15 protein-coding genes and 1 pseudogene are annotated in these 21,847 nt (G+C 63.1%); 3 read left to right on the top strand and 13 right to left on the bottom strand.

What is annotated here, in order from left to right; genetic code table 11:
* Positions 1-79: 79 nt before the first annotated feature.
* Positions 80-1,732: a phosphoglucomutase (alpha-D-glucose-1,6-bisphosphate-dependent) gene (pgm, locus tag ABZE94_RS06550; RefSeq protein WP_372874728.1), complete on the top strand. Its 1,653-nt coding sequence runs from the start codon at positions 80-82 to the stop codon at positions 1,730-1,732.
* A gap of 220 nt (positions 1,733-1,952) precedes the next feature.
* Here the strand turns inward: pgm and ABZE94_RS06545 are convergent, their stop codons facing one another.
* Together ABZE94_RS06545 and ABZE94_RS06540 are read right to left on the bottom strand one after the other, a co-directional pair.
* Positions 1,953-2,687 (bottom strand): serine protease, encoded by a 735-nt coding sequence (locus ABZE94_RS06545; RefSeq protein WP_372874727.1) that lies wholly within the window; start codon positions 2,685-2,687, stop codon positions 1,953-1,955.
* A gap of 556 nt (positions 2,688-3,243) precedes the next feature.
* Positions 3,244-3,528, bottom strand: a pseudogene (locus tag ABZE94_RS06540) (MFS transporter); the annotation flags it as partial.
* A gap of 327 nt (positions 3,529-3,855) precedes the next feature.
* On the opposite strand from ABZE94_RS06540, the gene ABZE94_RS06535 reads away from it, so the two are divergent.
* Entirely contained in the window at positions 3,856-4,095 is a 240-nt protein-coding gene (locus ABZE94_RS06535) for a hypothetical protein (protein ID WP_372874725.1), read from the top strand.
* A gap of 260 nt (positions 4,096-4,355) precedes the next feature.
* Here ABZE94_RS06535 and ABZE94_RS06530 read toward each other — a convergent pair whose 3' ends face one another.
* From ABZE94_RS06530 to ABZE94_RS06515, 4 genes are read right to left on the bottom strand one after another with little or no spacing between them, the layout of a single operon-like run.
* Positions 4,356-10,112, bottom strand: coding sequence for an EAL domain-containing protein (locus tag ABZE94_RS06530; protein WP_372874724.1), 5,757 nt, complete (start codon positions 10,110-10,112; stop codon positions 4,356-4,358).
* Between the two features lie 43 nt (positions 10,113-10,155).
* A complete protein-coding gene (locus ABZE94_RS06525; RefSeq protein WP_372874722.1) occupies positions 10,156-10,698 on the bottom strand; it encodes a response regulator in 543 nt (180 codons plus the stop codon).
* Positions 10,695-12,038 carry an HD domain-containing phosphohydrolase gene (locus ABZE94_RS06520; protein ID WP_372874720.1) on the bottom strand — a complete coding sequence of 448 codons (1,344 nt, stop codon included), beginning with the start codon at positions 12,036-12,038 and terminating at the stop codon, positions 10,695-10,697. Before ABZE94_RS06520 ends, ABZE94_RS06525 begins: the two co-directional genes overlap by 4 nt.
* Positions 12,031-13,326 carry an ATP-binding protein gene (locus tag ABZE94_RS06515; protein WP_372874719.1) on the bottom strand — a complete coding sequence of 432 codons (1,296 nt, stop codon included), beginning with the start codon at positions 13,324-13,326 and terminating at the stop codon, positions 12,031-12,033. Before ABZE94_RS06515 ends, ABZE94_RS06520 begins: the two co-directional genes overlap by 8 nt.
* A 159-nt stretch (positions 13,327-13,485) precedes the next feature.
* Here ABZE94_RS06515 and ABZE94_RS06510 point away from each other — a divergent pair, with 159 nt between their 5' ends.
* Entirely contained in the window at positions 13,486-14,184 is a 699-nt protein-coding gene (locus ABZE94_RS06510) for a hypothetical protein (RefSeq protein ID WP_372874718.1), read from the top strand.
* Positions 14,185-14,494: 310 nt separating this feature from the next.
* Here the strand turns inward: ABZE94_RS06510 and ABZE94_RS06505 are convergent, their stop codons facing one another.
* From ABZE94_RS06505 to ABZE94_RS06475, 7 genes are all read right to left on the bottom strand, one after another.
* The gene (locus ABZE94_RS06505) at positions 14,495-15,313 is read right to left on the bottom strand and encodes an ion transporter (RefSeq protein WP_372874717.1); all 819 of its coding nucleotides are present in this window, start codon (positions 15,311-15,313) and stop codon (positions 14,495-14,497) included.
* A 2-nt stretch (positions 15,314-15,315) separates the two neighbouring features.
* Positions 15,316-15,864: an adenine phosphoribosyltransferase gene (locus tag ABZE94_RS06500; protein WP_372874716.1), complete on the bottom strand. Its 549-nt coding sequence runs from the start codon at positions 15,862-15,864 to the stop codon at positions 15,316-15,318.
* Positions 15,865-15,934: 70 nt separating this feature from the next.
* Positions 15,935-16,669, bottom strand: a complete 735-nt coding sequence (fnr, locus tag ABZE94_RS06495; protein ID WP_372874715.1) for a fumarate/nitrate reduction transcriptional regulator Fnr — start codon at positions 16,667-16,669, stop codon at positions 15,935-15,937.
* Between the two features lie 237 nt (positions 16,670-16,906).
* Positions 16,907-18,289, bottom strand: a complete 1,383-nt coding sequence (hemN, locus tag ABZE94_RS06490) for an oxygen-independent coproporphyrinogen III oxidase (RefSeq protein ID WP_372874714.1) — start codon at positions 18,287-18,289, stop codon at positions 16,907-16,909.
* Between the two features lie 149 nt (positions 18,290-18,438).
* The gene (locus ABZE94_RS06485) at positions 18,439-19,122 is read right to left on the bottom strand and encodes a sulfite exporter TauE/SafE family protein (RefSeq protein WP_372874713.1); all 684 of its coding nucleotides are present in this window, start codon (positions 19,120-19,122) and stop codon (positions 18,439-18,441) included.
* Positions 19,115-19,333 (bottom strand): cbb3-type cytochrome oxidase assembly protein CcoS, encoded by a 219-nt coding sequence (gene ccoS / locus ABZE94_RS06480; RefSeq protein ID WP_372874712.1) that lies wholly within the window; start codon positions 19,331-19,333, stop codon positions 19,115-19,117. Before ccoS ends, ABZE94_RS06485 begins: the two co-directional genes overlap by 8 nt.
* A 96-nt stretch (positions 19,334-19,429) precedes the next feature.
* Positions 19,430-21,838 (bottom strand): heavy metal translocating P-type ATPase, encoded by a 2,409-nt coding sequence (locus ABZE94_RS06475; protein WP_372874711.1) that lies wholly within the window; start codon positions 21,836-21,838, stop codon positions 19,430-19,432.
* Positions 21,839-21,847 lie beyond the last annotated feature (9 nt).

The following is a 21,847-nucleotide window of genomic DNA, read 5'->3' as shown; positions in this document are numbered from 1 at the left end:
TGAGCGGCGGCGGGGCGGTCGGCGATTGTGCCGGCGCCTGTTAGGCTAGGGTCTGTACACGTTATTCAGGGAGACAATTTTGAGTTCACGCATCCATCCTTTGGCCGGCAAGCCGGCGCCTGTAGAGATGTTGGTCGATATCGGGCAACTGCTGGCCGCCTACTTCGACCTGCTGCCCGATCCCGGCGTGGCCGCGCAGCGCGTGGCCTTCGGCACCTCGGGGCATCGCGGCAGTTCGTTGGCAGCCAGCTTCAACCAATGGCACGTGCTTGCCATCAGCCAGGCGATCTGCGATTACCGCAACGCGCAGGGCATCGATGGCCCGCTGTTCATCGGCGCGGACAGCCATGCCCTGTCGCAACCGGCGCTGGACACCGCGCTGGAAGTGCTGGCCGCCAATGGCGTGGAGACCATGATTTCCGCCGGCGGCGAGTTCACCCCGACCCCGGCGATCTCCCACGCCATTCTGGTGCACAACCAGGGCCGCAGCACGGGCCTGGCCGACGGCATCGTGATCACCCCGTCGCACAACCCGCCGGACAGCGGCGGCTTCAAATACAACCCGTGCAATGGCGGCCCGGCCGACAGCGACATCACCAACTGGGTGCAGAACCGCGCCAACGCCTTGCTCGAAGATGGCCTCAAGGCGGTCAAGCGTATGCCGTTGGCTCAGGCGCGCCAGGCAGCCACCACCCATGCGCACGATTACCTGGCGGCCTATGTCGGCGACCTGGGCAGCGTGATCGATTTCGCGGTTATCCGCGCTGCCGGCCTGCGTATGGGCGTCGATCCGCTGGGCGGCGCGGGCGTGCATTACTGGTCGCGTATCGCCGAGCAGTACCGGCTCGATCTGCAGGTGGTCAGCCAGGTCATTGACCCGCAGTTCGCCTTCATGAGCCTGGATTGGGACGGCCAGATCCGCATGGATCCCTCGTCCAGCCATGCCATGCAACGGCTGATCGGTCTCAAGGACGGTTACGACATCGCCTTTGCCTGCGACACCGATTACGACCGCCACGGCATAGTCGCGCCCAGTGTCGGCTTGCTGCCGGCCAACCATTTTCTCAGCGTGGCCATCGATTACCTGTTCCAGCATCGCCCGCAGTGGAGTGCCACGGCGGCGGTGGGCAAGACTCTGGTCAGCAGCGCCATGATCGATCGGGTCAGTGCGCGTCTGGGACGGCCCCTGCTGGAGGTGCCGGTCGGCTTCAAGTGGTTTGCCGGCGGCCTGTTCGACGGTTCCCTGGGCTTCGCCGGTGAGGAAAGCGCCGGTGCCACCTGCCTGCGCCGCGACGGCAGGGTCTGGACCACCGACAAGGACGGCATGGTGTTGGCTTTGCTGGCGGCGGAAATGACCGCCAGCCGCGGTCGCGATCCCGGCGAGCTGTATCGCGGCCTGACCGAGGAGTTCGGCGAGATAGTGGCCGACCGCGTCGATGCGCCGGCCACCCCGGTGCAGAAGAAAGCCCTCGGCCAACTCACGCCTGAGCAGGTGCGCAGCACCCAGTTGGCCGGCGATACGATCACCCAGGTGCTCGACAAGGCGCCGGGCAACGGCGCAGCGATTGGCGGGATCAAAGTGATCAGCGACGGCGGCTGGTTCGCCGCGCGGCCATCGGGCACCGAGAACATCTACAAGATCTATGCCGAGAGCTACCGCGACCAGGCGCACCTGCAGCGGATTCTTGGCGAGGCGCAACAGATCGTCGATGTGGCGCTGAGCAAGGATTGAGAGGCTGGGAAAATACTCGCGCGACGGCGTTCGATATTTTCACAACCGCCGAGAGCTGTTTGCGATCCGTAGGGTGTCACTCGCCGCAGGCAGTGCACCATGGATAGCTGGGGCAACGCAGATCCGGCGGGCTGTCGCTGCGCTCCTGAGCGGCCGGCGTCCCGGGCCGCCCTAAGCTCCGAACGGACTACCGATGTTTGAGAGATTTTTTCACAGTCTCTCAGTTCTCGGTCAGGGTCAGCAGGATGTCGGCGTACCAAGTGCAGTTGAGCCCGAGTGCTTCGTCCAGTTGCAGGTCGCGGGTACCCACATCGAGGCGTGCCGAGTGCACGCCCAGGAGCATCCAAGGCAGGTCGCCGAGGCCGTTCTCCGAGGTGTCGGCGACGCGCGTCACCACGGGGGCGCCGCTGATGCCGCGGTGAGTCCGCGCATCGCTGAGAAAGTAGCCTTTGCTCTGAAAGCGCAAGCCGAAGGACGAGGCGATCACCGCCTGGCGCACCACCGGCAGGTGGTGCAGGGTGTCGTGGAAACCCAGGGGGAAACCGACCACCAGCAGGGAGGTGCCGACCTCGACCTCGGCGGTCGGGCCATACAGGTGCTCAGGGGTAAAGGCGCGGTACAGTGCGGTTGCGGGTAAGGCAGCGCGATCGAGTTCGATCACCGCCACATCGATTTCGCCGGTGGTGTCGAGGCCCTGGCGCCACAGGCTTACGCCGTCGCGGTAGAGCGGGATCGAAATGCCGATGGACTGGGCGATATTGTCCGGGTCGGTATGCAGTTCGATCTCGATGCGATCCGGGAAGTGCTGATTCTGCGCATCGATCATCACGTGCCGGCTGGTGACCAGGAACAGGCGCTCGTCGCGGGCGAAGAAGAAGCTGCTGGCATTGGTCAGCTGCTGCTGCTGATTGAAGGTGCAGAGGCGGGCTGCGGTGAGCAGCAAGGGTTCGATCATCATATTGTCCTTGGATTATCCAGGTTGGCCCGGGGCCGTAGCGCAGAGTCCAGATGGCGCTGGCTGCTTCGAGTGATACCGCCTAGGGTGATCAGCAAACTGTGGCTCTGCCCGTCCAGGGGCACGCGTCTGCCATCCTCGGCATGATTGATAGGCGCACCGTCGAGCTGTGCCTGGGCGATGCCCCGACAACAACGGCGTGCGGGGTTGTCCACCTCGATTTGGCTGAGCCCATTAAAGGAACGCTACGGAATGCTTCCGGCGGAACCGCAGGGGCCGCTTTCGTGCTTCTGCCCTTCACTGCACTGGTCTTTTGCATCTGCAGAACTGGGCTGTGCACTGGTGCAAGTCAGCGGCGTCGATGGGGGACGGAGCGCGGCTAGCGTGGTCCTCTCATGTCGCAGCATGGGCCCGAAGATACAGCAAACGCGTGACCGTTGTCTGGCCGCGAATTGGCCCGGTTTGCCCAGGGCTGGCGTGGATTTCCGACAAACAGTACTGCCCAAGGCAACGACCTGTGCGAGCAGGGCGGGTTGCAACCCCATTGACCAGTCCGTCTGAGCCCGAGCAACAACAGAGCGACTGCCGCCAGGGCGGCGCCGGCATAGAAGGCCACTGCAGCGCCATGGGACTGCCACAGCCAACCGGCGGTCGTGCTGCTAGCCAGGTTGAACAGGCCAAAGGCGCTGCCTTTGAGTTCGGCTGGCGTGGTGTCCGCCATCGGCGCTGCCAGAATGCCCTGGCTGGAGTCCATATGCAGACCCCACAGGGCGATGCCGAGCAGCACGGTGGTGACCGAGGCGGCCCAGGCCAGCGGTAGGTCGGTGAAGATCAACAGCAGCGGGCTGGCACCAGCGCCTATGACACATCCATGAGCAAGCTGACCAGGCCCGGCGCCCAGATCGTGCGCGGGATGCCTTGAGCTGGTTTGGCCGCAAGCCCTGGCATGCAGTTGCCTTCTGGGAATCCGATGCGTGGCGATGACTGCCGCAAACAAGGCGACGACCTGCCTATCGTACCGGGCCTGGCCGTACTAGCCTATCTACAGACCTGGCCATACTGGCAAGGGTGGCTTGTGAGCTTGTGAAAAACTCCCGCCCGCTGCGAACGCCATAAGGCTGTCAGGTGAGTTCAATGCCAGTAAGGCAGAATGAAATGGAGTACGCCAATGGCCAGTCATGACAATAGCGACATTTCCCTGGAAGACCTGTCGCTCGAACCTATCGCCGAGCAAGTCGCCGAGGGGGGGAATAAGGGCCGAGCCAAGTTCCAGATAGATACCCGCGGTGGCGGCGAACGGCGCAAAGTGCAGGATCGCCGGGCCGATATCCGCTTCCAGGAGGAACGCCGGAGTAACAAGGATCGCCGCGTCGGCAGCAATCCCTGGGCGCCGGGCGTGGATATCTGATCAGCGCGACAGGTGGTTGCCAGGCGGGCCCGCGAGCGCCTGCGCTTGACGTCCGGGACGGTTCCGTTGCGGATGCAGTCGGGGAAGTCCTGCGCCTGCGAACTGCTCCAGATTGCATCCAGACTACTCGTCGAGCCTGTCCGCCTGGTCGTAGCGGAGGGCTGCTGGCCGCCGCCAGTTGATCGGCAAATGGCTCGACTAGCCTGGCTGGCAGCGAGTGCGGCCAAGGCTGGTGTGTGGAGGGCTGTCCTGCTGCGCAGTCAGTCCATTTGAGGCGATGGACTATCTTTTGGCGCTGAGTGGCCCTCTTTTGGCTGGGCCAGTTCATGGTGCTGGAACGCTTGGGCGACGGTGGCCCGCAGTTGTGCGTCGTCCCAGGGTTTGGTGAGGAACTTGTAGATGGCGCCCTGGTTGATCGCCTCGGTCACCGAGTTCAGGTCGGTATAGCCGGACAGCACGATGCGGATGGTATCCGGATAGAGGTCCTTGACCCGGCTGAAAAACGCGGTGCCGTTCATTTCCGGCATTCTCTGGTCGGAGAGAATGACCTGGACCTCGTGCTTTGCCAGCAGGGCGAAGGCATCTTGCGCCCGGTTGGCGGTAAGCACGTGATAGCCGTCGCGCCGCAGCACCCGGGTCAGGGCGCGGAGAATATTCTCTTCGTCATCGAGTAGCAGCAAGGTCTGTGCGCTGTTTTCGGCAGCACTGCCGGGTACGGGCAGGTCATGCTCGGCTCGGTGCTGCAGCAGGAAACTTTCCAGTGTTGCCAGCGGTATGGGCCGGGCGAAGTAGTAGCCCTGGAATTCATCGCAGTGGCTTCTCTTCAGGAAGGCGACCTGTGACTCGGTTTCCACGCCTTCGGCGATCACCTTGAGTTGCAGGTGGTGGGCCATGGAAATGATGCCTTGGGTGATCGCCGAATCATGCCGGTCGCTGATCACGTCCTGGATGAAGGAGCGGTCGATCTTGATCTTGTCGACGGGCAGGCGCTTGAGGTAGTTGAGGCTGGAGAAACCGGTGCCGAAATCGTCGATGGCGATGCGCACGCCCAGGTCTTTCAGGGCATGCAGGGTGAAGATGGCTCGCTCGGCATTCGCCAGCAGCACGGTTTCGGTGATTTCCAGCTCGAGCAGTTCTGCCGGCAGCTGGGCCTGGGCGAGGCTGCTGCGCACGAACTCGACGAAGTTGACGCGCTGGAACTGCACCGGTGAAATATTCACGGCCATCACTGCACCATCGAAGCCTCGATCGAGCAGCAGGCGGGCATCGCGGCAGGCGGTTTTGAGTACCCATTCGCTGAGCGGAATGATCTGTCCGGTGTCCTCGGCGATGGGCACGAATTGCGCCGGCGAAATGAAACCCTGATCGGGGTGCTGCCAGCGCAACAGTGCCTCGTAACCGATCACTCGGCCAGAACGGCTGTCGATCTGCGGCTGGTAGTAGAGTTCGAAGGCTTCGGTGTCGATGGCTTTCTGCAGCTCGTTGCGCAAGGTCACCCGCTCGCTGACCTTCTGATTGAGATCCTCGGTGTACCACTGATAGTTGTTGCGACCTTGTTGCTTGGCTTTGTACATGGCCAGGTCGGCCTGCAGGATCAGTTGCATGGGCTGTTCGAGGCTGCCGTCGTTGAGCGTGATGCCGATGCTCGCGGTGATGTGCAGGTCGACGCCGCCGACCGTATAGGGCCGTGCGATGCTCTCCATGATCCGGTCTGCCACCAGCAGCACATCCTCTTCGCGGGCCAGGTCCGGCAGGATGACGATGAACTCGTCGCCGCCAAGCCGCGCCACGGTGTCACCTGGACGTACCTGCTGGTTCATGCGGCGTGCCACTTCGACCAGCATCAGGTCGCCGGCACCGTGGCCCATGCTGTCGTTGATCGGCTTGAAACCATCCAGGTCGATGAACATCACCGCCAGGCTGCGCTTGTAGCGCCGACTGATCTGGCAACCCTGGCTTAGGCGGTCCTCTAGTAGCGAGCGGTTGGGCAGGCCGGTGAGGACATCGTGGCTGGCGTTGTAGGCCAGTTCGGATTCGTAGCGTTTCTGCTCGGAGATATCGTTCTGCACGCCGATGAAATGGGTGATCTCGCCCTCCTCGTCGGGTACCGGAGCGATATACAAATCGTTCCAGAAGGGTGTGCCGTCCTTGCGGAAGTTGCGCAATACCACATGGCTGTCGCGCTTTTCCGCAAGGCCTTGGCGAATTTCGCTGATGCCCGCTTGTTCGTGCTCAGGCCCCTGGAGAAAGCGGCAATTTCTGCCGATGGCTTCCGCCGCGCTGTAACCGGTGATGCGTTCGAAGGCCGGGTTGACGTAGATGATCGGCTGGTCTTCGGCCAGCGCATCGCAGATCAGAGCGCCGTTGTAACTGGCTTCCAGGCTGCGTTTGAGCAAGCGCAGCTGCTTGTCCGCCTCCTTCTGCGCGGTGATGTCGCGAAAGGCGACCACCCAGCCTTGCGGAGTATCGTCATCGAGCAGCGGGGCGCTGTCGTAGGCGATATAGCGCTCGCCCGGCGATGCCAGTGTCAGCCTGATTTCGCCGTGGTAACTGCTGGTTCGCTCCCTATGCTCGCTGTCGTTGAGCGCCAGCGGCAGGTAGCTGGCCAGTGCCTGGCCGAGCAGCGTTTGCGCCGGCTGGCCGAGCAGTTCGGCGGCGGTGGGGTTGACGAAGCTCAGCAGGCCCTGGCGATCTACCGCAAGCAGGCCCTCGGCGATGCTGTTGGTGATCGCCGAAGTGAACTCCAGCTGGGATTTCAGGCGGCGTTCGCCGGTGATTACCGCTTGCATCAGGCGGTTGTTTTCCAGAACCGCCACGGCCATCTGGGCAAACTGCTGGGCTATTGCCAGATCGTCCGGGTCGAATTCGCCGTCGTATTTGTCCGATAACTGCAGCAGGCCGAATTGGGCCCCGCTGTGGTCGCTCAGGGGTACCGCAAGCAATCCGCGCAGGGGAGGACGATGATTGTCGGCACTGTTAAGCTCCGGCCAGCAGGGGTGCTGTTCCAGTTGCTCCTGGGTCAGCAGGGTCGGCTGGTCGAACTCGCCGACCAGGGTGCGGGTAGCGCTGTCGTCGGAGGGGGTGGGGGCGTCATGCCCAGCTGGGTATTTTTCCGAGAGTGAGACGGCGTTGAACGAGGTCGTCCAGTTGCCGCCCCGGTTCAGGCTCATGGCAGCCTGGTGTGCGCCGAGCAGCAAGCGCAGGCGTTCGCTCATGTAGTCCAGCAGCGACTGGGTGCCCATGATGCTGTTGATGTTGATGGCGGTTTCACTCAGGCCGCGCAGCAATTCGGCCTGGTGTTCGGAGTGCTGCAACGCTTCGCGCAGGTCGCGGGTCATGCGGTTGCGTTCGCTGATGTCTTTGGCGATGGCGAACACCCCGACAATTTTTTCATCGATGATGATCGGCAGGTTAGTGATGTCCACTTCCAGCAGTTGTCCGTTGCTGGCACGGCAGCGAACTTCGTGGCTTTGGCTGTCGTCACTGCTGGCGGAATCGATGTAGTCCTGGATCAGCGCCAGGTCTTGGTTGTGTACCAGCATCGACATGTGTTGTCCGAGCAGCTGCGCTTCGCTGTAGCCGGATAGCCGGCAGCCCGCCTGGTTCATGCTCTCGAAATTGCCGTTCAGGTCGAATGAGAACACTGGGTTGGGGTTGAAGGTGAACAGCGAGCGGTAGCGCTGTTCGCTTGCTTGCAGGCGCAGGCGGTCGTGCTGACGTTCGATGGCGATGGCTGCCAACTGGCCGACGGTGGCCATCAGTTGCAGATGCTCGTCGTTCGGGGGGCCAGGTTGCTGGCTGTAGATGGCGAAGGTGCCGAGTACATCGCCATGATGGGAGATCAGCGGGATCGACCAGCAGGCATGCAGGTCATGCTGCAAGGCCAGGTCACGAAACTCAAGCCAGAGCGGATCGCTGTCGATGTCTTCGACGATGACCAATTGGCGGCGATGCACGGCGGTGCCACAAGAGCCGACATTGGGGCCGATGGTGATGCCGTGCAGTGCCTGGTTGAAACTCTCGGGCAGGCTCGGCGTAGCACCGTGGATCAGGTGTTTCTGTTCTTTATCGACCAGCAGCACCGAACACAGGGTGTCGGGCGCCTGGACTTCGGCCAGCAGGCAGATGGTTTTGAGGATATCCGGCAGCGCCTGGTCGGTGGAGATCATGCTGAGGATGTCGCGCTGATCCTCGGCATAGGCTTCGTTGTACACCAGGCGGGTGACGTCATGGGCCACGGCAAACAGGGTGCGATCGCTCTGCGACCAGCCTGCGGACCAGAGCAGGTGGACAATGCTGCCATCCTTGCGCCGGGAACTGTTGCGAAAACTGTGTTGGGATTCGCCCGCCATGATGGCGTCGACCGCGGCCTGAGTGCGTTCGCGGTCTTCGGGCACGATGTATTGCAGGTAGGACTGACCTGTCAATTCTTCTGGCGAGTAGCCGAGCACCGTGCTGGCGGACGGGCTGAGTCGAGTGAAGCGGCCCTGGGCGTCGATCGAGCAGAGCACGTCCATGGAATAGTCCATGATCCGTTGATTGAGCTCCTGCAGCTCGGCCTGACGGCGCAGGCTGCGTTCAAGCGCCCGGTTGCTCTGCTGCAGGTGTTTGGAGCGCTCGATGGCCAGCAGGGCCAGGCGCTGACTGACCATGATGACGAGGCTGAAGGCCAGGCCGAACAGCACGACGATGCCGGGTAAATGGTTGGCGGCCAGGCTGGTTGTAGCGGCGTCCGGGTAGCTGACCAGGCGCCAGTCGTTGGCGGTCGGCCCGAGCATCTTGCTGGCGCCGGTCGTCCCGGGTGGCTGGCTGGTTGTGTCGAACAGCACATGCTCGCCCTGATAGATTTCTACGCCGCCGTCATGCGGCTCACTGCCCAGAGCTTGCTGCAGGGTACGGGTCAGGTCCAGGCTGGTTACCAGCGTCCAGCCAGGGTTGTTCGGCAAGGTCAGGCGGGTCGCCATCAGCCCCTGGGGTTGGGCGGCGAGCTCATAGGCCTCGCTCATGTGCACCTTGCCATCGTGGGGCAGGCGCTCTAGCCAGGCGCGCGATCTGGCGTGGCCGAGCAGGCTGGTCAGCTGTTCGGTTGCTGCCTGGCTGCGGCCGAGCAGCCGTTGCGGGCGCAGCTGCTCATCGAGCAGGGCGATTACCTCGATATCGGCAAAATCGCGCAGAAAGTTGCGGCTCTCTTGTTGCCATTGCGCGTGCGTGGGCAGCTGGCCGTTGACCGTCCAGTGTTCCCCTGTGCGCTGGATCAGCGAGAGTCGAGTATTCAGGCTGCTGGTGATCGAGTTCTGCTGCTTGGTCAGCAGCAGTTCGCTTTGTCGGTTGTTCGACTCGATGTTCTGCTGGGTCAGCAGGTACCAGACGCTGCAGGTGATCAGGGTGCCGAGGGCTCCGGTGAGGATGGCGCTACGCACGAGCAGTTGGTTACGCTCGGTGGGCCGTCGTGTGAGGCAAAACAGCACAAGGCTCATGGCCAAGGCGAACAGGTTGGCCGGGCGGCTGACGTTGAGGTTGTAACCCAGGCGCCAGGCGTCGAGTTCCGGCCGCCAGGATGACAGCAGTGACAGACCGGCCAGCGCCAGTGTCGTGCATCCGAGCACAGCGCTCAGGCGTCGGCCTTTGCTGTCCCACTGACTGCTCAGTAGGCCAATGGCGAGCAGGCAGAACAGCAGGGCCAGGGAGCTGCGCATGCGCTGATAAGCGCTGATCAACGACTGGCCAGGCTCGGGACTGCCGCTTAGCAGGTTGTGCGTCAGGCTGTAGAGCGCCAGTCCGAGCAGCAGGGCGAGTGCCGGGTTGGCCAGTCGGGGCTTCTGCTGGATGCAGCCCAGGAGTCCAAGGCCGAGCAACAGCCCTGCCAGGGCGCTGTCCGGCAGGAGCACCGCCTGGGCAGCGTTGGGCTGCCACCAGAACAGGTAATCCAGCAGGCTGATGCCGCTGAGTGCCAGAAGGGTGAAGGCCAGAATATGCAGATAGGCGTGGTAAATCACGTGACGGGTCTTGATGTCCATCCTCGAGTCCTTGTCGATCGGCGCCGGCTGGCGCGGATGATCATCAGCTGGGTTGAGCGTCGTCCAGCTCATCGATCAGCACTGAACCGTCGCTGTCGCGGCGTACCCGGGTAAGGCCCGGGTGTTCGACCTCCAGGCGCAGCAATTCCTCCTGCTGGCGATCGAGGGCGCTTTGTTGATGGCGCACCTGCTTGAGCAGGCGCTGGTTTTCGGCGCGCAGGAGATACAGGTCGATGGCACCGCGCAAAGCGACTTCGATCTCTAAGTCTTCCCAGGGTTTGGCGATGTAGCGGTAGACCTCCGCCTGGTTGATCGCCTGCATCATCGATTGGCGCTCGCAATGGCCGGTCAGCAGTATGCGCATGGCATTGGGCTGACGCTGCTTGGCGAATTGCAGGTAGGTGACGCCGTCCAGGTGCGGCATCTTGAAGTCGGAGACGATCACCGCGTACTCATGCTCGGTCAGCGCCTCCAGGGCTTCCTGGACGTCGCTGAAGGCATGCACTTCCCAGTCATGAGGGCGCAGCACCCGTTGCAACGCCTTGAGGATCTGCGGCTCATCGTCCAGCAGTTGAATCTTGATCATGGCGTCTTCTCCGTGGCCAGCGTGGCATCCTCGGCGGTGCGGACAAACAGGGTGTAGTGGCCGCTTTCGCTGGCTTCGAAGGCGATCAGTTTGTCGATTAACAGAGCGGTCAGCGGCTTGCCCTCATTGAGTAGCAGCATGCCATTGTCAGCGTGCAGGTTGCGGGCCAGCACCATGCCAGGTTCCAGACGCCGGGTATCCAGGGCGAGGATGCTCGGGTCGGCCAGGGTGATGTCCGGCGCCAGTTCGGTGCAGAGGGTGATGAATTGCTCGCACAATTGTGGATCGTAGAGGCGCCCGCTGTATTTGTTGATCAGCAACAGGGCTTCATCGCGGTTTAGCCTGCGCTCGAGAATGCTGCCGCGCTGCAGCTCGATGAAATCCACCGCCAGTTTCAACAGGCGTGAACCGAAGGGCGTGGCCTCGCCCTTGAGGTGATCGGGGAAGCCGCTACCGTCCCAGCGCTCCTGGTGATGGCGGATCAGCCGGGCCGCATCCTGCAGCGGCTCCAGGGCCATCAACAGGTTCTCGCCCTGAACCGGGTACTGCCGGTAGCGCTCGCGTTCCTGCTTGTAGAGCAGGTCGGAAGGGCGGCTGAGTAGTTGATCGTCCCAGGTCAGCTTGCCGATATTGTAGAGCGCGGCGGCCATGGTCAGGTCGCGGCTGGGGGCTGCGTCGAGGCCGTGCAAATCGGCATAGGCGCGAACCAGGGCAATGATTTGAGTATTGGTCTGCTTGTCCTTGGGGATGCGTTGGTTGACCAGGCTGGAGAACACCTCGGTCGCCGTGACGTAGCTGCGCTTGAGCTCCTCGTAAGCCAGATCGAGCATGTCGGCGGTCTGCTCCAGCTCCGCGGTGCGCGCCATGACCCGCTGTTCCAAGGTTTCGTTGAGTTCCTGCAGGCGCTGGTTCTGTGCCTGGCTCAGCGCTTCCAGGCGCACGCGCTCGCGCTCCGAGTGTTGGTAGGCCAGGGCCTGGCGCATGGTCAGGCGCAGTTCGTCGTCGTCCCAGGGCTTGCTGATGTAGCGGTAGATCTGCCCCTGGTTGATGGCGCGAATGGTGGTGCTGATGTCGGCGTAGCCGGTGAGCAGAATGCGCATGGTGCCTGGCCAGTGCTTCTGTACTTCGGCCAGCAGCGTCGCGCCATCCATGCCCGGCATACGGGCGTCGGAAATCACCAGGTCGATCGGTTGGCTGCGCAGGACTTCCAGGGCCTGCTCGCCTCCGGTGGCGATCTGCACGCTATAGGCTTCGCCCCTGAGCACACGGCGCAGGCTGCTGAGGATGTTCTCTTCGTCGTCCACCAGCAGGACGTTGGCGATGGCGTTCGGTTCAGTCATGGTGACCAGCGTCCTCATTGGTTGGTGGCTGGGCGGGCTGCAGGACGGGTAACCAGACACGAAACCGCGTGCCCTGGCCAGGCGTGCTGAACACCTCGATACGGCCATTGTGCTTGCGCACGATGTTATAAGACAGCGACAAGCCCAGGCCGGTGCCTTTGCCCACCGGCTTGGTGGTAAAGAACGGCTCGTAGATGCGGTTGAGCAAGTGCGCGGCAATGCCTTGGCCGGTATCCTCCACCTCCAGCCAGACCCAGTCGTTCTCATGCCCGCTACGCAGGGTAATGCGGCCGAACTGCTCGATGGCGTGGGCGGCGTTGACCAGCAGGTTCATCATGACCTGATTTATTTGCGAGGGCATGCATTCCACCGCAGGCAGCTCGGCGTATTCCTTGACCACTTCGGCCTTGTACTTGAGTTCGTTATTGACCACATTCAGGGTGGTGTCGAGGCCACGATGCAGATCGGCGAGGCGGAACTCATCCTCCTCGAAATGGGAGAAATCCTTGAGTGCGGCGATGATCTTCTTGACTCGCTCGATGCCATCCTCGGACTCGCCGATCAGTGCCTCGACATCGCTGCGGATATAGTCGTACTCCAGGCTGCGTTTGAGCTGGCGCAACGCCTCCAGGCTGACCGCACCATCCACTGCGTCGATGATGCGCAGCAGGTCATGGACATAACCGGCCAGGGTCTGCAAATTGGAGAACACATAACCTATCGGGTTATTGATCTCGTGCGCCACGCCGGCAGCGAGCTGGCCGATGGCGGCGAGTTTCTCCGATTGCATGAGCTGGGCATTGGCTTTTTCCAGCTTCATGATCAGCAGTTCCTGCTCGATCTGCTTGCTGCTCAGGGCCTGCAGGACCATATCCAGTTGCTGGTTGTCACGGGCGAGTTCGCTGTTGTCGTACAGGATCAGGCCAAACAGCGGCTGGCCATCGCTGCCTTTGAAGGGGAACAGCAGGGTGCTTTGCAGCATTGGCGGGGCTGGTTTGCCGGCGATGTCGAATGGCAGCTGAATCAGGTGGGGAGTCTCGCGCCATTCGGTGTAGACATGCTCGCCATGATCGCGGGCAGAAGCCAGCATTTTGTCCAGGCAGTGGGTGTCAGCGTCCGGGAATACGCGGGAAAGTGGCTGTTGCTGCACCTGCTCGAGTTGCTTGCCGCTACACTGGGTGACGAAGTTGTTCCAGTACTGAACCCTTAGCTCGCGATCGATGATGATCACACCGGTTTGGATGTGCTCAACAAGAGCAGAGGCCAATTCACTTTGGCGGCTATCCATGGCGAGCTCCGCTTGGCGACCAGGGCAGGGTTATTTGTGTGGCCTGGATCGCGGTCTGAAATCACACGTGTTAACTTTATTTTGACGTCGAAATTATGGCGATGCTGGCCGTTCGCCGCCACACTTAATTCTTGATGACTCTGCCACACAGGTTAGCCCATGGTGCAGCCAACGATGGATGATTCGATCATCCAGTATCACTTCGAGTTCGCCGATGGCCGCCGTTGGCAGCATCAGGTCGATTTGGCGGCGCTGCCCGGCGCGCCCGACGAAGCGCCGCCGGACTGGACGCGTCTCGGCTTCCAGCAATGCAGGCATTGTCCGCTGCGTGAGGCAGAGGCGCCTTATTGTCCTTTCGCCGTAGCCTTGGTGAAGCCGGTCGAGGTGTTGGCGCAGATGCCTTCCTATGAGGAGGTGGCTGTGCGTGTGCTGTGGCGGGGCCGGGATATCCGGCAGCGCACCTCGCTGCAGCGTGCTTTCGGTTCGCTGCTTGGTGTGCTTGGAGCCGCTTCGGGCTGTCCCCACACGCGACAGCTCAAGGCCATGGCCTGGTTTCACCTGCCGTTCAGCGGCACCGACGAAACCCTGTACCGGGTGTTCGGCACCTACTTGCTTGGGCAGTACCTGCGCCAGCAGCGTGGCATGAGTGCGGACTGGTCGCTGAGCGACTTGCGTGAGGTGTATCGCAACTTGCGCCAGGTCAATCTGGGTATGACGGCACGTCTGCGCGCAGCGGCCGGAGAAGATTCGGGGCCGAACGGCATGGTCCTGCTCGACTTGCTGGCGGCCGACACCCTGTATTTCCTCGATCAGTACGAGGGCGAGCTGGATCGTTTCTTCGAGGCGTTTTTCGACTAGATCCGGGTGGGGGGAAGAGGAAGCGGGAAACGATTAAAAGCGAGGAGCGTAGATACCGTCTGTCACGCATCGCCTCGGCTTGTGGATACCTGTAGGAGCGGATTTATCCGCGAAGCTTTTGCTCATTCGAGATTTTTCGCGGATAAATCCGCTCCTACACAATTCGTCATAACCTATAAAATCAATGAGATGCGAGTTGTTTGATAAGGGCGGCCTCAGCCGCGAAGCTGCTGTTGTGCCGCGAATTCTGCGATGCCCAGCACAGCTTGAAGCGGAGCGCCGCCCGGCCGCTCCCGCAGCCGGCGTCTTGTCAGGGCCGGGGCTGGCGCAGTTCGGCGATTTCAGTGCGCAGGGCTTTCAGCTCATCGAGCAGCAGTTGTTCGGTTTTCGACGGCGGCGCCTGGAGGGCTTCCTGATCGTGGGTGGCTTGCATGGCGTTGACCACTACCGCGATGAACAGGTTGAGCATCATGAAGGTGGCGACCAGGATGAAGGGCAGAAAGTACAGCCAGGCCAGCGGGAACTGTTCCATCACCGGGCGCACGATGCCCATCGACCAGCTTTCCAGGGTCATCACCTGGAACAGGGTGTAGAGGCTGGCACCGAGGCTGCCGAACCATTCGGGGAAGGCTTCACCGAACAACTGGGTGGCCATCACCGCGGCCACGTAGAACACCAGGCCCAGCAGCATGGCAATGCTGCCCATGCCCGGCAGCGAGGACAGCAGAGCCTGCACCACCCGGCGCATGTTCGGGTTGATCGAGATCAGTCGCAAAACCCGCAATACCCTGAGTGCGCGCAATACGGCGAATGGGCCGCTGGCTGGCACCAGGGCAATGCCCACTACCAGGCAGTCGAACACCGCCCAGGGGTCGCGCAGCAGGCCGGCGCCGCGGGCGACGAAGCGCAGTGTCAGTTCGAGGATGAACAGGCCGAGGATCAGCGTGTCCAGTGCCAGCAGCAGGCTGCCCCAGTCGGCCATCAGGCTCGGCGAGGTTTCCATGCCGAGGATTGCCGCATTGAGGATGATCAGGCCAGTCACCAGGCGGCTGATGCCTGGGCTTTCCATCAGGTCGGCCAGGCGCTCGCGCCACGTGCCGTAGCTCGGGGTAAGGGTGTTTTCGGGCATGATTAGCGGTCGTCGAGGGCGAAGGCGGTGAGAGTAAAGGTCGGGATGCCAATGTCTTGCAGTTTTTCCGAGCCGCCCAGATCGGGCAGGTCGATGATCGCGGCGGCTTCATAAATGTTCGCGCCCATGCGTCGCACCAGTTGTGCGGCAGCCAGCAGGGTGCTGCCGGTGGCGATCAGGTCATCGAACATGAGGATTTGGTCGCCGTCGCAGAGGCTGTCGGCCTGCACTTCGAGAGAGGCCTCGCCGTATTCGCTCTGGTAGCTTTCGCGCAGCACATCGCCTGGCAGTTTGCCTTGCTTGCGAAACAGGATCAGCGGCTTGTTCAGTTCATAGGCCATGATCGAGCCAATCAGAAAACCGCGGGCATCCATGGCGCCGATATGGCTGAACTCGGCTTCGACATAGCGCTGAATAAAGCTGTCGGCGACCATGCGCAGGGCGCGTGGCGACTGCAGCAGCGGGGTGATATCGCGAAACGTCACCCCGGGCCTGGGGAAGTCCGCGACCGGGCGGATCAAGGTTTTGATACTGAATTCGTCGAAAATCATCGTAAGAGTCCTGCCGCTGACTGAAGTGCCCTAGGGCGCCGGCTATTGGCGACCGACGCTTATGCTTCGGTCAGCCGTCGAGGTTGCCGCCGGCCAGGGCGCACAGTTCGATGGGGTCGAGAATATGCACCGACTTGCCTTCGGCTTCGAGCAATTGGTTCTGCTGGAAGCGGGTAAATACCCGGGAGACGGTTTCCACCGCAAGGCCCAAATAGTTACCAATTTCGTTGCGCGACATGGCCAGGCGGAACTGATTGGGTGAGAAGCCCCTGGCACGGAAGCGGGCGGATAGATTGACCAGAAAGGTGGCGATGCGTTCATCGGCGGTTTTCTTCGACAGCAGCAGCATCATCTGCTGGTCGTCGCGGATTTCCCGACTCATCACCCGCATCAACTGGCGCCGCAGTTGGGGCAGCAGGATCGACAGCTCGTCGAGGCGGTCGAAGGGGATTTCACAGACCGAGGTGGTCTCCAGGGCTTGCGCAGAAACCGGATAGATCTCGGTGTCCATGCCGGACAGGCCGACCAGTTCGCTGGGCAGGTGAAAGCCGGTGATCTGCTCTTCGCCGTTATCGCTCAGGCTGAAGGTCTTCAGTGCACCGGAACGCACGGCGAACACCGAGTCGAACACATCGCCCTGGCGAAACAGGAACTCGCCTTTCTTCAGCGGGCGGCCACGCTTGACGATCTCGTCCAGCGCGTTCATGTCTTCCAAATTCAGCGAAAGCGGCAGGCACAAGGTCGCCAGGCTGCAGTCCTTGCAATGGGCTTGATGTGGCGTATGCAGCTTGATGCTTCCGGACATCGGCGTCGATTCCTAGGTAAAACACGCAATGCTCGTAAGGTTACAGCAGGGTGGAGGTCCCAGCCAGTCGAGGAAAGTCTTAATTCTGTTAGCAAAACGGGTCATAAGGGCTGCAGCATGACCTTTCGTCGGGTGTGATGGTCTGTGAGAGCTTGGGACTCCATGCCAGCACGGTTGCGCGACAGTGCTCTGTCGCGGACGGGGCAGCCGCTCCTGCGGAGTGAATGTCTTCGGTGATTAGATCACCCGTGAGAAGCGCTGTTGATTGTCCGGGGTGAGGTAGTGATCGAACAGCATGCACAGCGAACGTACCAGCAGGCGACCGGCGGGGCGCACGTCGATGCCTTCAGCGCTGAGACCGATCAGGTCGTCCCGGGCCATCTGCTCCAGCTGTGGCCAGATATCGGCGAAATACCCGCGGAATTGGATGCCGTGGGCCTGCTCGATCTCGGCGAAATTCAGGCCGAAATGGCAGATTAGCTGCTGAATCACCGCGCGCCGTACCCGGTCATCGGCATTGCAGTGCAGCCCACGCCGAGTGGCCAGTTGATCGCTGGCCAGGCTTTGCTGGTACTGATTCAGGTCGCTGTCGTTCTGGCAGTAGAGGTCGCCGACCTGGCTGATTGCCGAGACGCCAAGGCCGATCAAGTCGCAATGGCCATGGGTGGTGTAGCCCTGGAAGTTGCGCTGCAGGCTGCCGTCTTCCTGGGCGCTGGCCAGTTCGTCGTCGGCCAGGGCGAAGTGATCCATGCCGATATAACGGTAACCGGCAGCACTGAGCTGGGCGATGCTGGCCTGCAGTATCGCCAGTTTATCTGTCGGGCTGGGCAGGTCGTTGCTGTCGATGCGCCGTTGCGGCATGAACCGCTCGGGCAGGTGGGCGTAGTTGAAGAGCGACAGCCGGTCGGGCTGCAGGGCGATGATCTCGTCCAGGGTCAGGGCGAAGCTTTGCGGGGTCTGCTTGGGCAGGCCGTAGATCAGGTCGATATTCACCGAGCGGTACTGCAGGGTGTGCGCGGCTTCGACGATGGAGCGGGTCTCTTCCAGGGTTTGCAGGCGATTGACCGCGCGCTGCACGGCCGGGTCGAGGTCTTGCACGCCGAGGCTGACCCGATTGAAACCCAGTTCACGCAGCAGGCCCATGGTCGACCAGTCGGCTTCGCGCGGATCGATCTCGATGCTGTAGTCGCCGGAGTCGTCATCCAGCAGGTTGAAGTGCTGGCGCAACTGGCTCATCAGGTGACGCAGTTCGTCATGGCTGAGAAACGTCGGCGTGCCGCCGCCAAAGTGCAGCTGTTCGACGCGTTGGCGGCGATCGAGATGGTGGCTGACGATGGCCATCTCGTGTTCCAGCTCGCGCAGATAGGGCTGGGCGCGCCCGCGATCCTTGGTGATCACCTTGTTGCAGGCGCAGTAGTAGCAGACGTGCGCGCAGAAGGGCACGTGCACATAGAGTGACAGCGGGCGCAATTCATTGCGGCTTTCGCGCAGCGCGTGCAGCAGTTCGAATGAGCCGACGCCGCCGTGCATCTGCACGGCGGTGGGGTAGGAGGTGTAACGCGGCCCGGCCTGATCGTAGCGGCGGATCAGGTCCGTATCCCAGTGGATGGCGTCAAGCATGCGGGTAATCCCCGGTCCAACTATCAATGTCGAGGGAGTGTAAAAGAGGCCCGCCGATTGTGTGTTGACCTGGGTCATGGCGCTGCAGGCTCCAGCTGTACGCCTCAAACTCGAGGCACTAGTGTCTCTGCTTGCAGCTTATAGCTGCCTCAATGCCCCATCAGCCAGTGCTGGTGCGGGCCGGGCAGGGTCCACAGTCCGAAGAGGATCACCAGCAGGCCGCCGGCCATGCGCACGCCCTGTTTGCGCAGCAAGGCGGTCATGCGTTCGGCCGCCATGCCGGTGGCCAGCAGCACCGGCAGGGTGCCGAGGCCGAATGCCAGCATCAGCGCGGCGCTGTCGAGTGCGTCGCCCTGGCTCGCCGCCCAGAGCAGGGTGCTGTAGACCAGGCCGCACGGCAGCCAGCCCCACAGGCCGCCGAGGAGCAGGGCGCGCGGCAGGCTGGTGACCGGCATGAAGCGGCGGGTCAGTGGTTGGATGGTGCGCCACAGGCCGCGGCCGAGTGCTTCGATGCGGGTCAGGCCGCTCCACCAGCCGGCCAGGTACAGGCCCATGGCGATCAGCAGCAGCGCGGCGACAACCCGTAGCAGCATGGCCGCCGGGCTGCTGGCCAGGGCCCAGCCGGCCATGCCGAGGAGCAGGCCGGCGGTGGCATAGCTGAGAATCCGCCCGAGGTTGTAGGACAGCAATAGCTGAAAGCGTTGCGCGCGCTGCTCAGCCGGTATGGCCAGGGTCAGGGCGCCCATCAGGCCGCCACACATGCCCAGGCAGTGGCCGCCGCCGAGCAGGCCGAGGATCAGCGCGGACAACAGCAGGGGCGCCAGTTCAAGCACGGGGCGGCTCCTGGTCGTCGGTTGGCTCGTCGGGCGGTTGCGCCTGGCTGACGCCGGCCTTGTGCATGGGGTCGTCGTCGTCGAACAGGATGCTGTGGGCCGGGCCGTCGAGGTCGTCGTACTGGCCGCTGTCGACGGCCCAGAAGAACAGCCAGATGGCGAAGCCGACCAGGGCAATGGCAACCGGGATCAGGATGTAGAGCGCAGGCATGGGGTCTCCGGGGCCGATAAAAAGCGGGGTAGCTTGGGCTGTGTTCCGCAAAGCCTAACAAGCTGAATCAGATGGGCTTGGTTCCTCGGCGCCAACCTACGGGTTGGGTGCGCGGGTCAGGCGCAGGGCGTTGAGCACCACCAGCAGCGAGCTGAGCGACATGCCCAGCGCCGCCCAGATCGGTGTGATCCAGCCGATGGCGGCGAACGGCAGCACTAGGCCATTGTACAGGCTGGCCCAGACCAGGTTCTCGATGATGATCCGACGGGTGCGCCGGGCCAGGCTGAAGGCCTGTACCAGGCTGCCCAAGCGGTTGGACAGCAGCACCGCATCGGCGCTGGTTTTCGCCAGGTCGGTGGCGCTGCCCATGGCCACGCTGATATCGGCGCCGGCCAGCACCGGCACGTCGTTGACCCCGTCACCGAGCATCAACACCCGGCGACCCTGTTCATGCAATTTGTGCAGCTCAGCCAGCTTGGCGTCCGGGGTCATGCCGCCACGGGCGTCTTCGATGCCCAGTTGGCGTGCCACTTCGCCGACCATCGGCGAGTTGTCGCCCGAGAGCAGCAGCACCTGCCAGCCGCGCGCGCGACAGGCGGCGAGCAGGGCGGGGGCGTCGTCACGCAGGCGGTCATCGAGGACGAACCAGGCCAGCGGGCCCTGGCTGTCGCCGAGCAGCAGCCATTGGCCCTGTGCGCCGGGGATCACCGGCGCGGCCCGGCCACTCAACTGGCTGACGAAATCGGGCTGACCAATACGCAGTTGGCGTCCATCTACCAGGCCCTGCAAGCCCAGCCCGGGAATGCTGTCGACCTGCTCGGCGGCCTGGGCGGCGCGGCCAAAGGCGCGGGCGATCGGGTGTTCCGAGCGGTTCTCCAGGGCGGCGGCCAGGGCCAGGCAGGCATCGCTGTCCAGCGCGCCGAGCGGATGGATGGCGCTCAGGGTCAGGCGGCCCTCGGTCAGGGTGCCGGTCTTGTCGAAGATTACCGTGTCGATCTGATTGAGGCCTTCCAGCACATGACCCCGGGTCAGCAGCAGGCCGAGCTTGTGCAGGCTGCCGGTGGCGGCGGTCAGGGCGGTCGGGGTGGCCAGGGCCAGGGCGCAGGGGCAGGTGGCGACCAGCAGGGCCAGCACTATCCAGAAGGCACGCGAGGAATCGATTTGCAGCCAGACCAGGCCGACCACGGCGGCCACCACCAGGACGATCAGCAGGAACCACTGCGCCACCTGGTCGGCAATCTCCGCCAGGCGCGGCTTCTCGCTTTGCGCACGCTCGAGCAGGCGGACGATGGCCGACAGCCGGGTGGCATCGCCGAGCGCCTGCACTTCGACGGTCAGCGGTCCTTCGACGTTGAGGGTGCCGGCGGTCACGCTGTCGCCCACGCCGCGCGCCTGCGGCAGGTATTCGCCGGTGAGCAGCGACTCATCGACGCTCGATTGGCCGCTGAGAATGCGGCCATCGGCCGGCAGCAGGGCGCCGGGCGGCACCAGCACCTGCTCGCCTGTGCGCAGTTCGCTGAGCAGGATCCGCTGGCTCTGGCCGTCGGCATCCAGGCGCAGGCAAGAGGCCGGCAATAGGTGCACGAGCTGCGCGGTAGCCGCCGCCGTGCGCTCGCGGGCGCGGCGCTCCAGGTAGCGGCCGGTGAGCAGGAACAGGGCGAACATGCCGACCGCATCGAAATACAGCTCGCCTTGGCCGCTGACGGTCGACCAGATGCCGGCGACATAGGCGCCGCCGATGGCCAGTGACACCGAGACGTCCATGGTCAGGTGGCGGGTGCGCAGATCGCGCAGGGCGCCGCGGAAGAACTGGCCGCAGCAGTAGAAGACGATCGGGGTGGTGAGGAACAGGCTGACCCAGCGCAGGATCATGTCCAGCTCGGGGCTGAGGTCGATGTTGAATTCCGGCCAGGTGGCCATGGTCGCCATCATCACCTGCATCCACAGCATGCCGGCCACGCCCAGTTCGCGCATGGCCCGGCGGTTTTCCCGTTGCAGCTGCTCGGCGGCGGCATCGGCCTGCCAGGGGTGCGCGGCATAGCCGATCTTGCGCAGCTCCTTGAGCAGTTGGCTGAGCGGCAGCTGGCTGTCGGCCCAGCGCACCTGCAGGCGGTGGTTGGACAGGTTGAGGTGGGCCTCGGCGATACCCGGCACATCGCGCAGGTGCTTCTCGATCAGCCAGCCGCAGGCGGCGCAACTGATGCCTTCGATCAGCAGGCAGGTTTCGCTCAGCTCGCCGTGCTGTTCGACATAGGGTTGCTGCACGTCGGCGCGGTCATACAGCGCCAACTCGTCGGGCAGGGCCTGCGGCAGGCTTTGCGGGTTGGCGGCGCTTTCGCTGCGGTGCTTGTAATAGTGCTCCAGCCCGCCGGCGACTATGGCCTCGGCCACCGCCTGGCAGCCCGGACAGCACATGGCGCGAGTCTCGCCCAGTACCTGGGCGAGAAAGCGGCTGCCGGCAGGAACCGGCAGGCCGCAGTGGTAACAGGGGGTCGGGCTAGCCATGGGGGGGCA

Origin of the sequence: Pseudomonas sp., from assembly GCF_041601375.1 — a bacterium.
In the GTDB taxonomy this organism is placed as follows: domain Bacteria; phylum Pseudomonadota; class Gammaproteobacteria; order Pseudomonadales; family Pseudomonadaceae; genus Aquipseudomonas.
The sequence above is the reverse complement of the archived record's forward strand: the minus strand, read 5'-3'. Positions and strand labels throughout refer to the sequence as shown.

Coding starts and splice junctions, on each gene's coding strand:
- ABZE94_RS06475 (WP_372874711.1), bottom strand. CDS start 21,838: ATGGCTAGCCCGACCCCCTGTTACCACTGCGGCCTGCCGGTTCCTGCC.
- ABZE94_RS06515 (WP_372874719.1), bottom strand. CDS start 13,326: ATGGATAGCCGCCAAAGTGAATTGGCCTCTGCTCTTGTTGAGCACATC.
- ABZE94_RS06535 (WP_372874725.1), top strand. CDS start 3,856: ATGGCCAGTCATGACAATAGCGACATTTCCCTGGAAGACCTGTCGCTC.
- ABZE94_RS06530 (WP_372874724.1), bottom strand. CDS start 10,112: ATGGACATCAAGACCCGTCACGTGATTTACCACGCCTATCTGCATATT.
- hemN (WP_372874714.1), bottom strand. CDS start 18,289: ATGCTTGACGCCATCCACTGGGATACGGACCTGATCCGCCGCTACGAT.
- ABZE94_RS06500 (WP_372874716.1), bottom strand. CDS start 15,864: ATGATTTTCGACGAATTCAGTATCAAAACCTTGATCCGCCCGGTCGCG.
- ABZE94_RS06505 (WP_372874717.1), bottom strand. CDS start 15,313: ATGCCCGAAAACACCCTTACCCCGAGCTACGGCACGTGGCGCGAGCGC.
- ccoS (WP_372874712.1), bottom strand. CDS start 19,333: ATGCCTGCGCTCTACATCCTGATCCCGGTTGCCATTGCCCTGGTCGGC.
- ABZE94_RS06520 (WP_372874720.1), bottom strand. CDS start 12,038: ATGACTGAACCGAACGCCATCGCCAACGTCCTGCTGGTGGACGACGAA.
- ABZE94_RS06545 (WP_372874727.1), bottom strand. CDS start 2,687: ATGATCGAACCCTTGCTGCTCACCGCAGCCCGCCTCTGCACCTTCAAT.
- ABZE94_RS06510 (WP_372874718.1), top strand. CDS start 13,486: ATGGTGCAGCCAACGATGGATGATTCGATCATCCAGTATCACTTCGAG.
- fnr (WP_372874715.1), bottom strand. CDS start 16,669: ATGTCCGGAAGCATCAAGCTGCATACGCCACATCAAGCCCATTGCAAG.
- ABZE94_RS06525 (WP_372874722.1), bottom strand. CDS start 10,698: ATGATCAAGATTCAACTGCTGGACGATGAGCCGCAGATCCTCAAGGCG.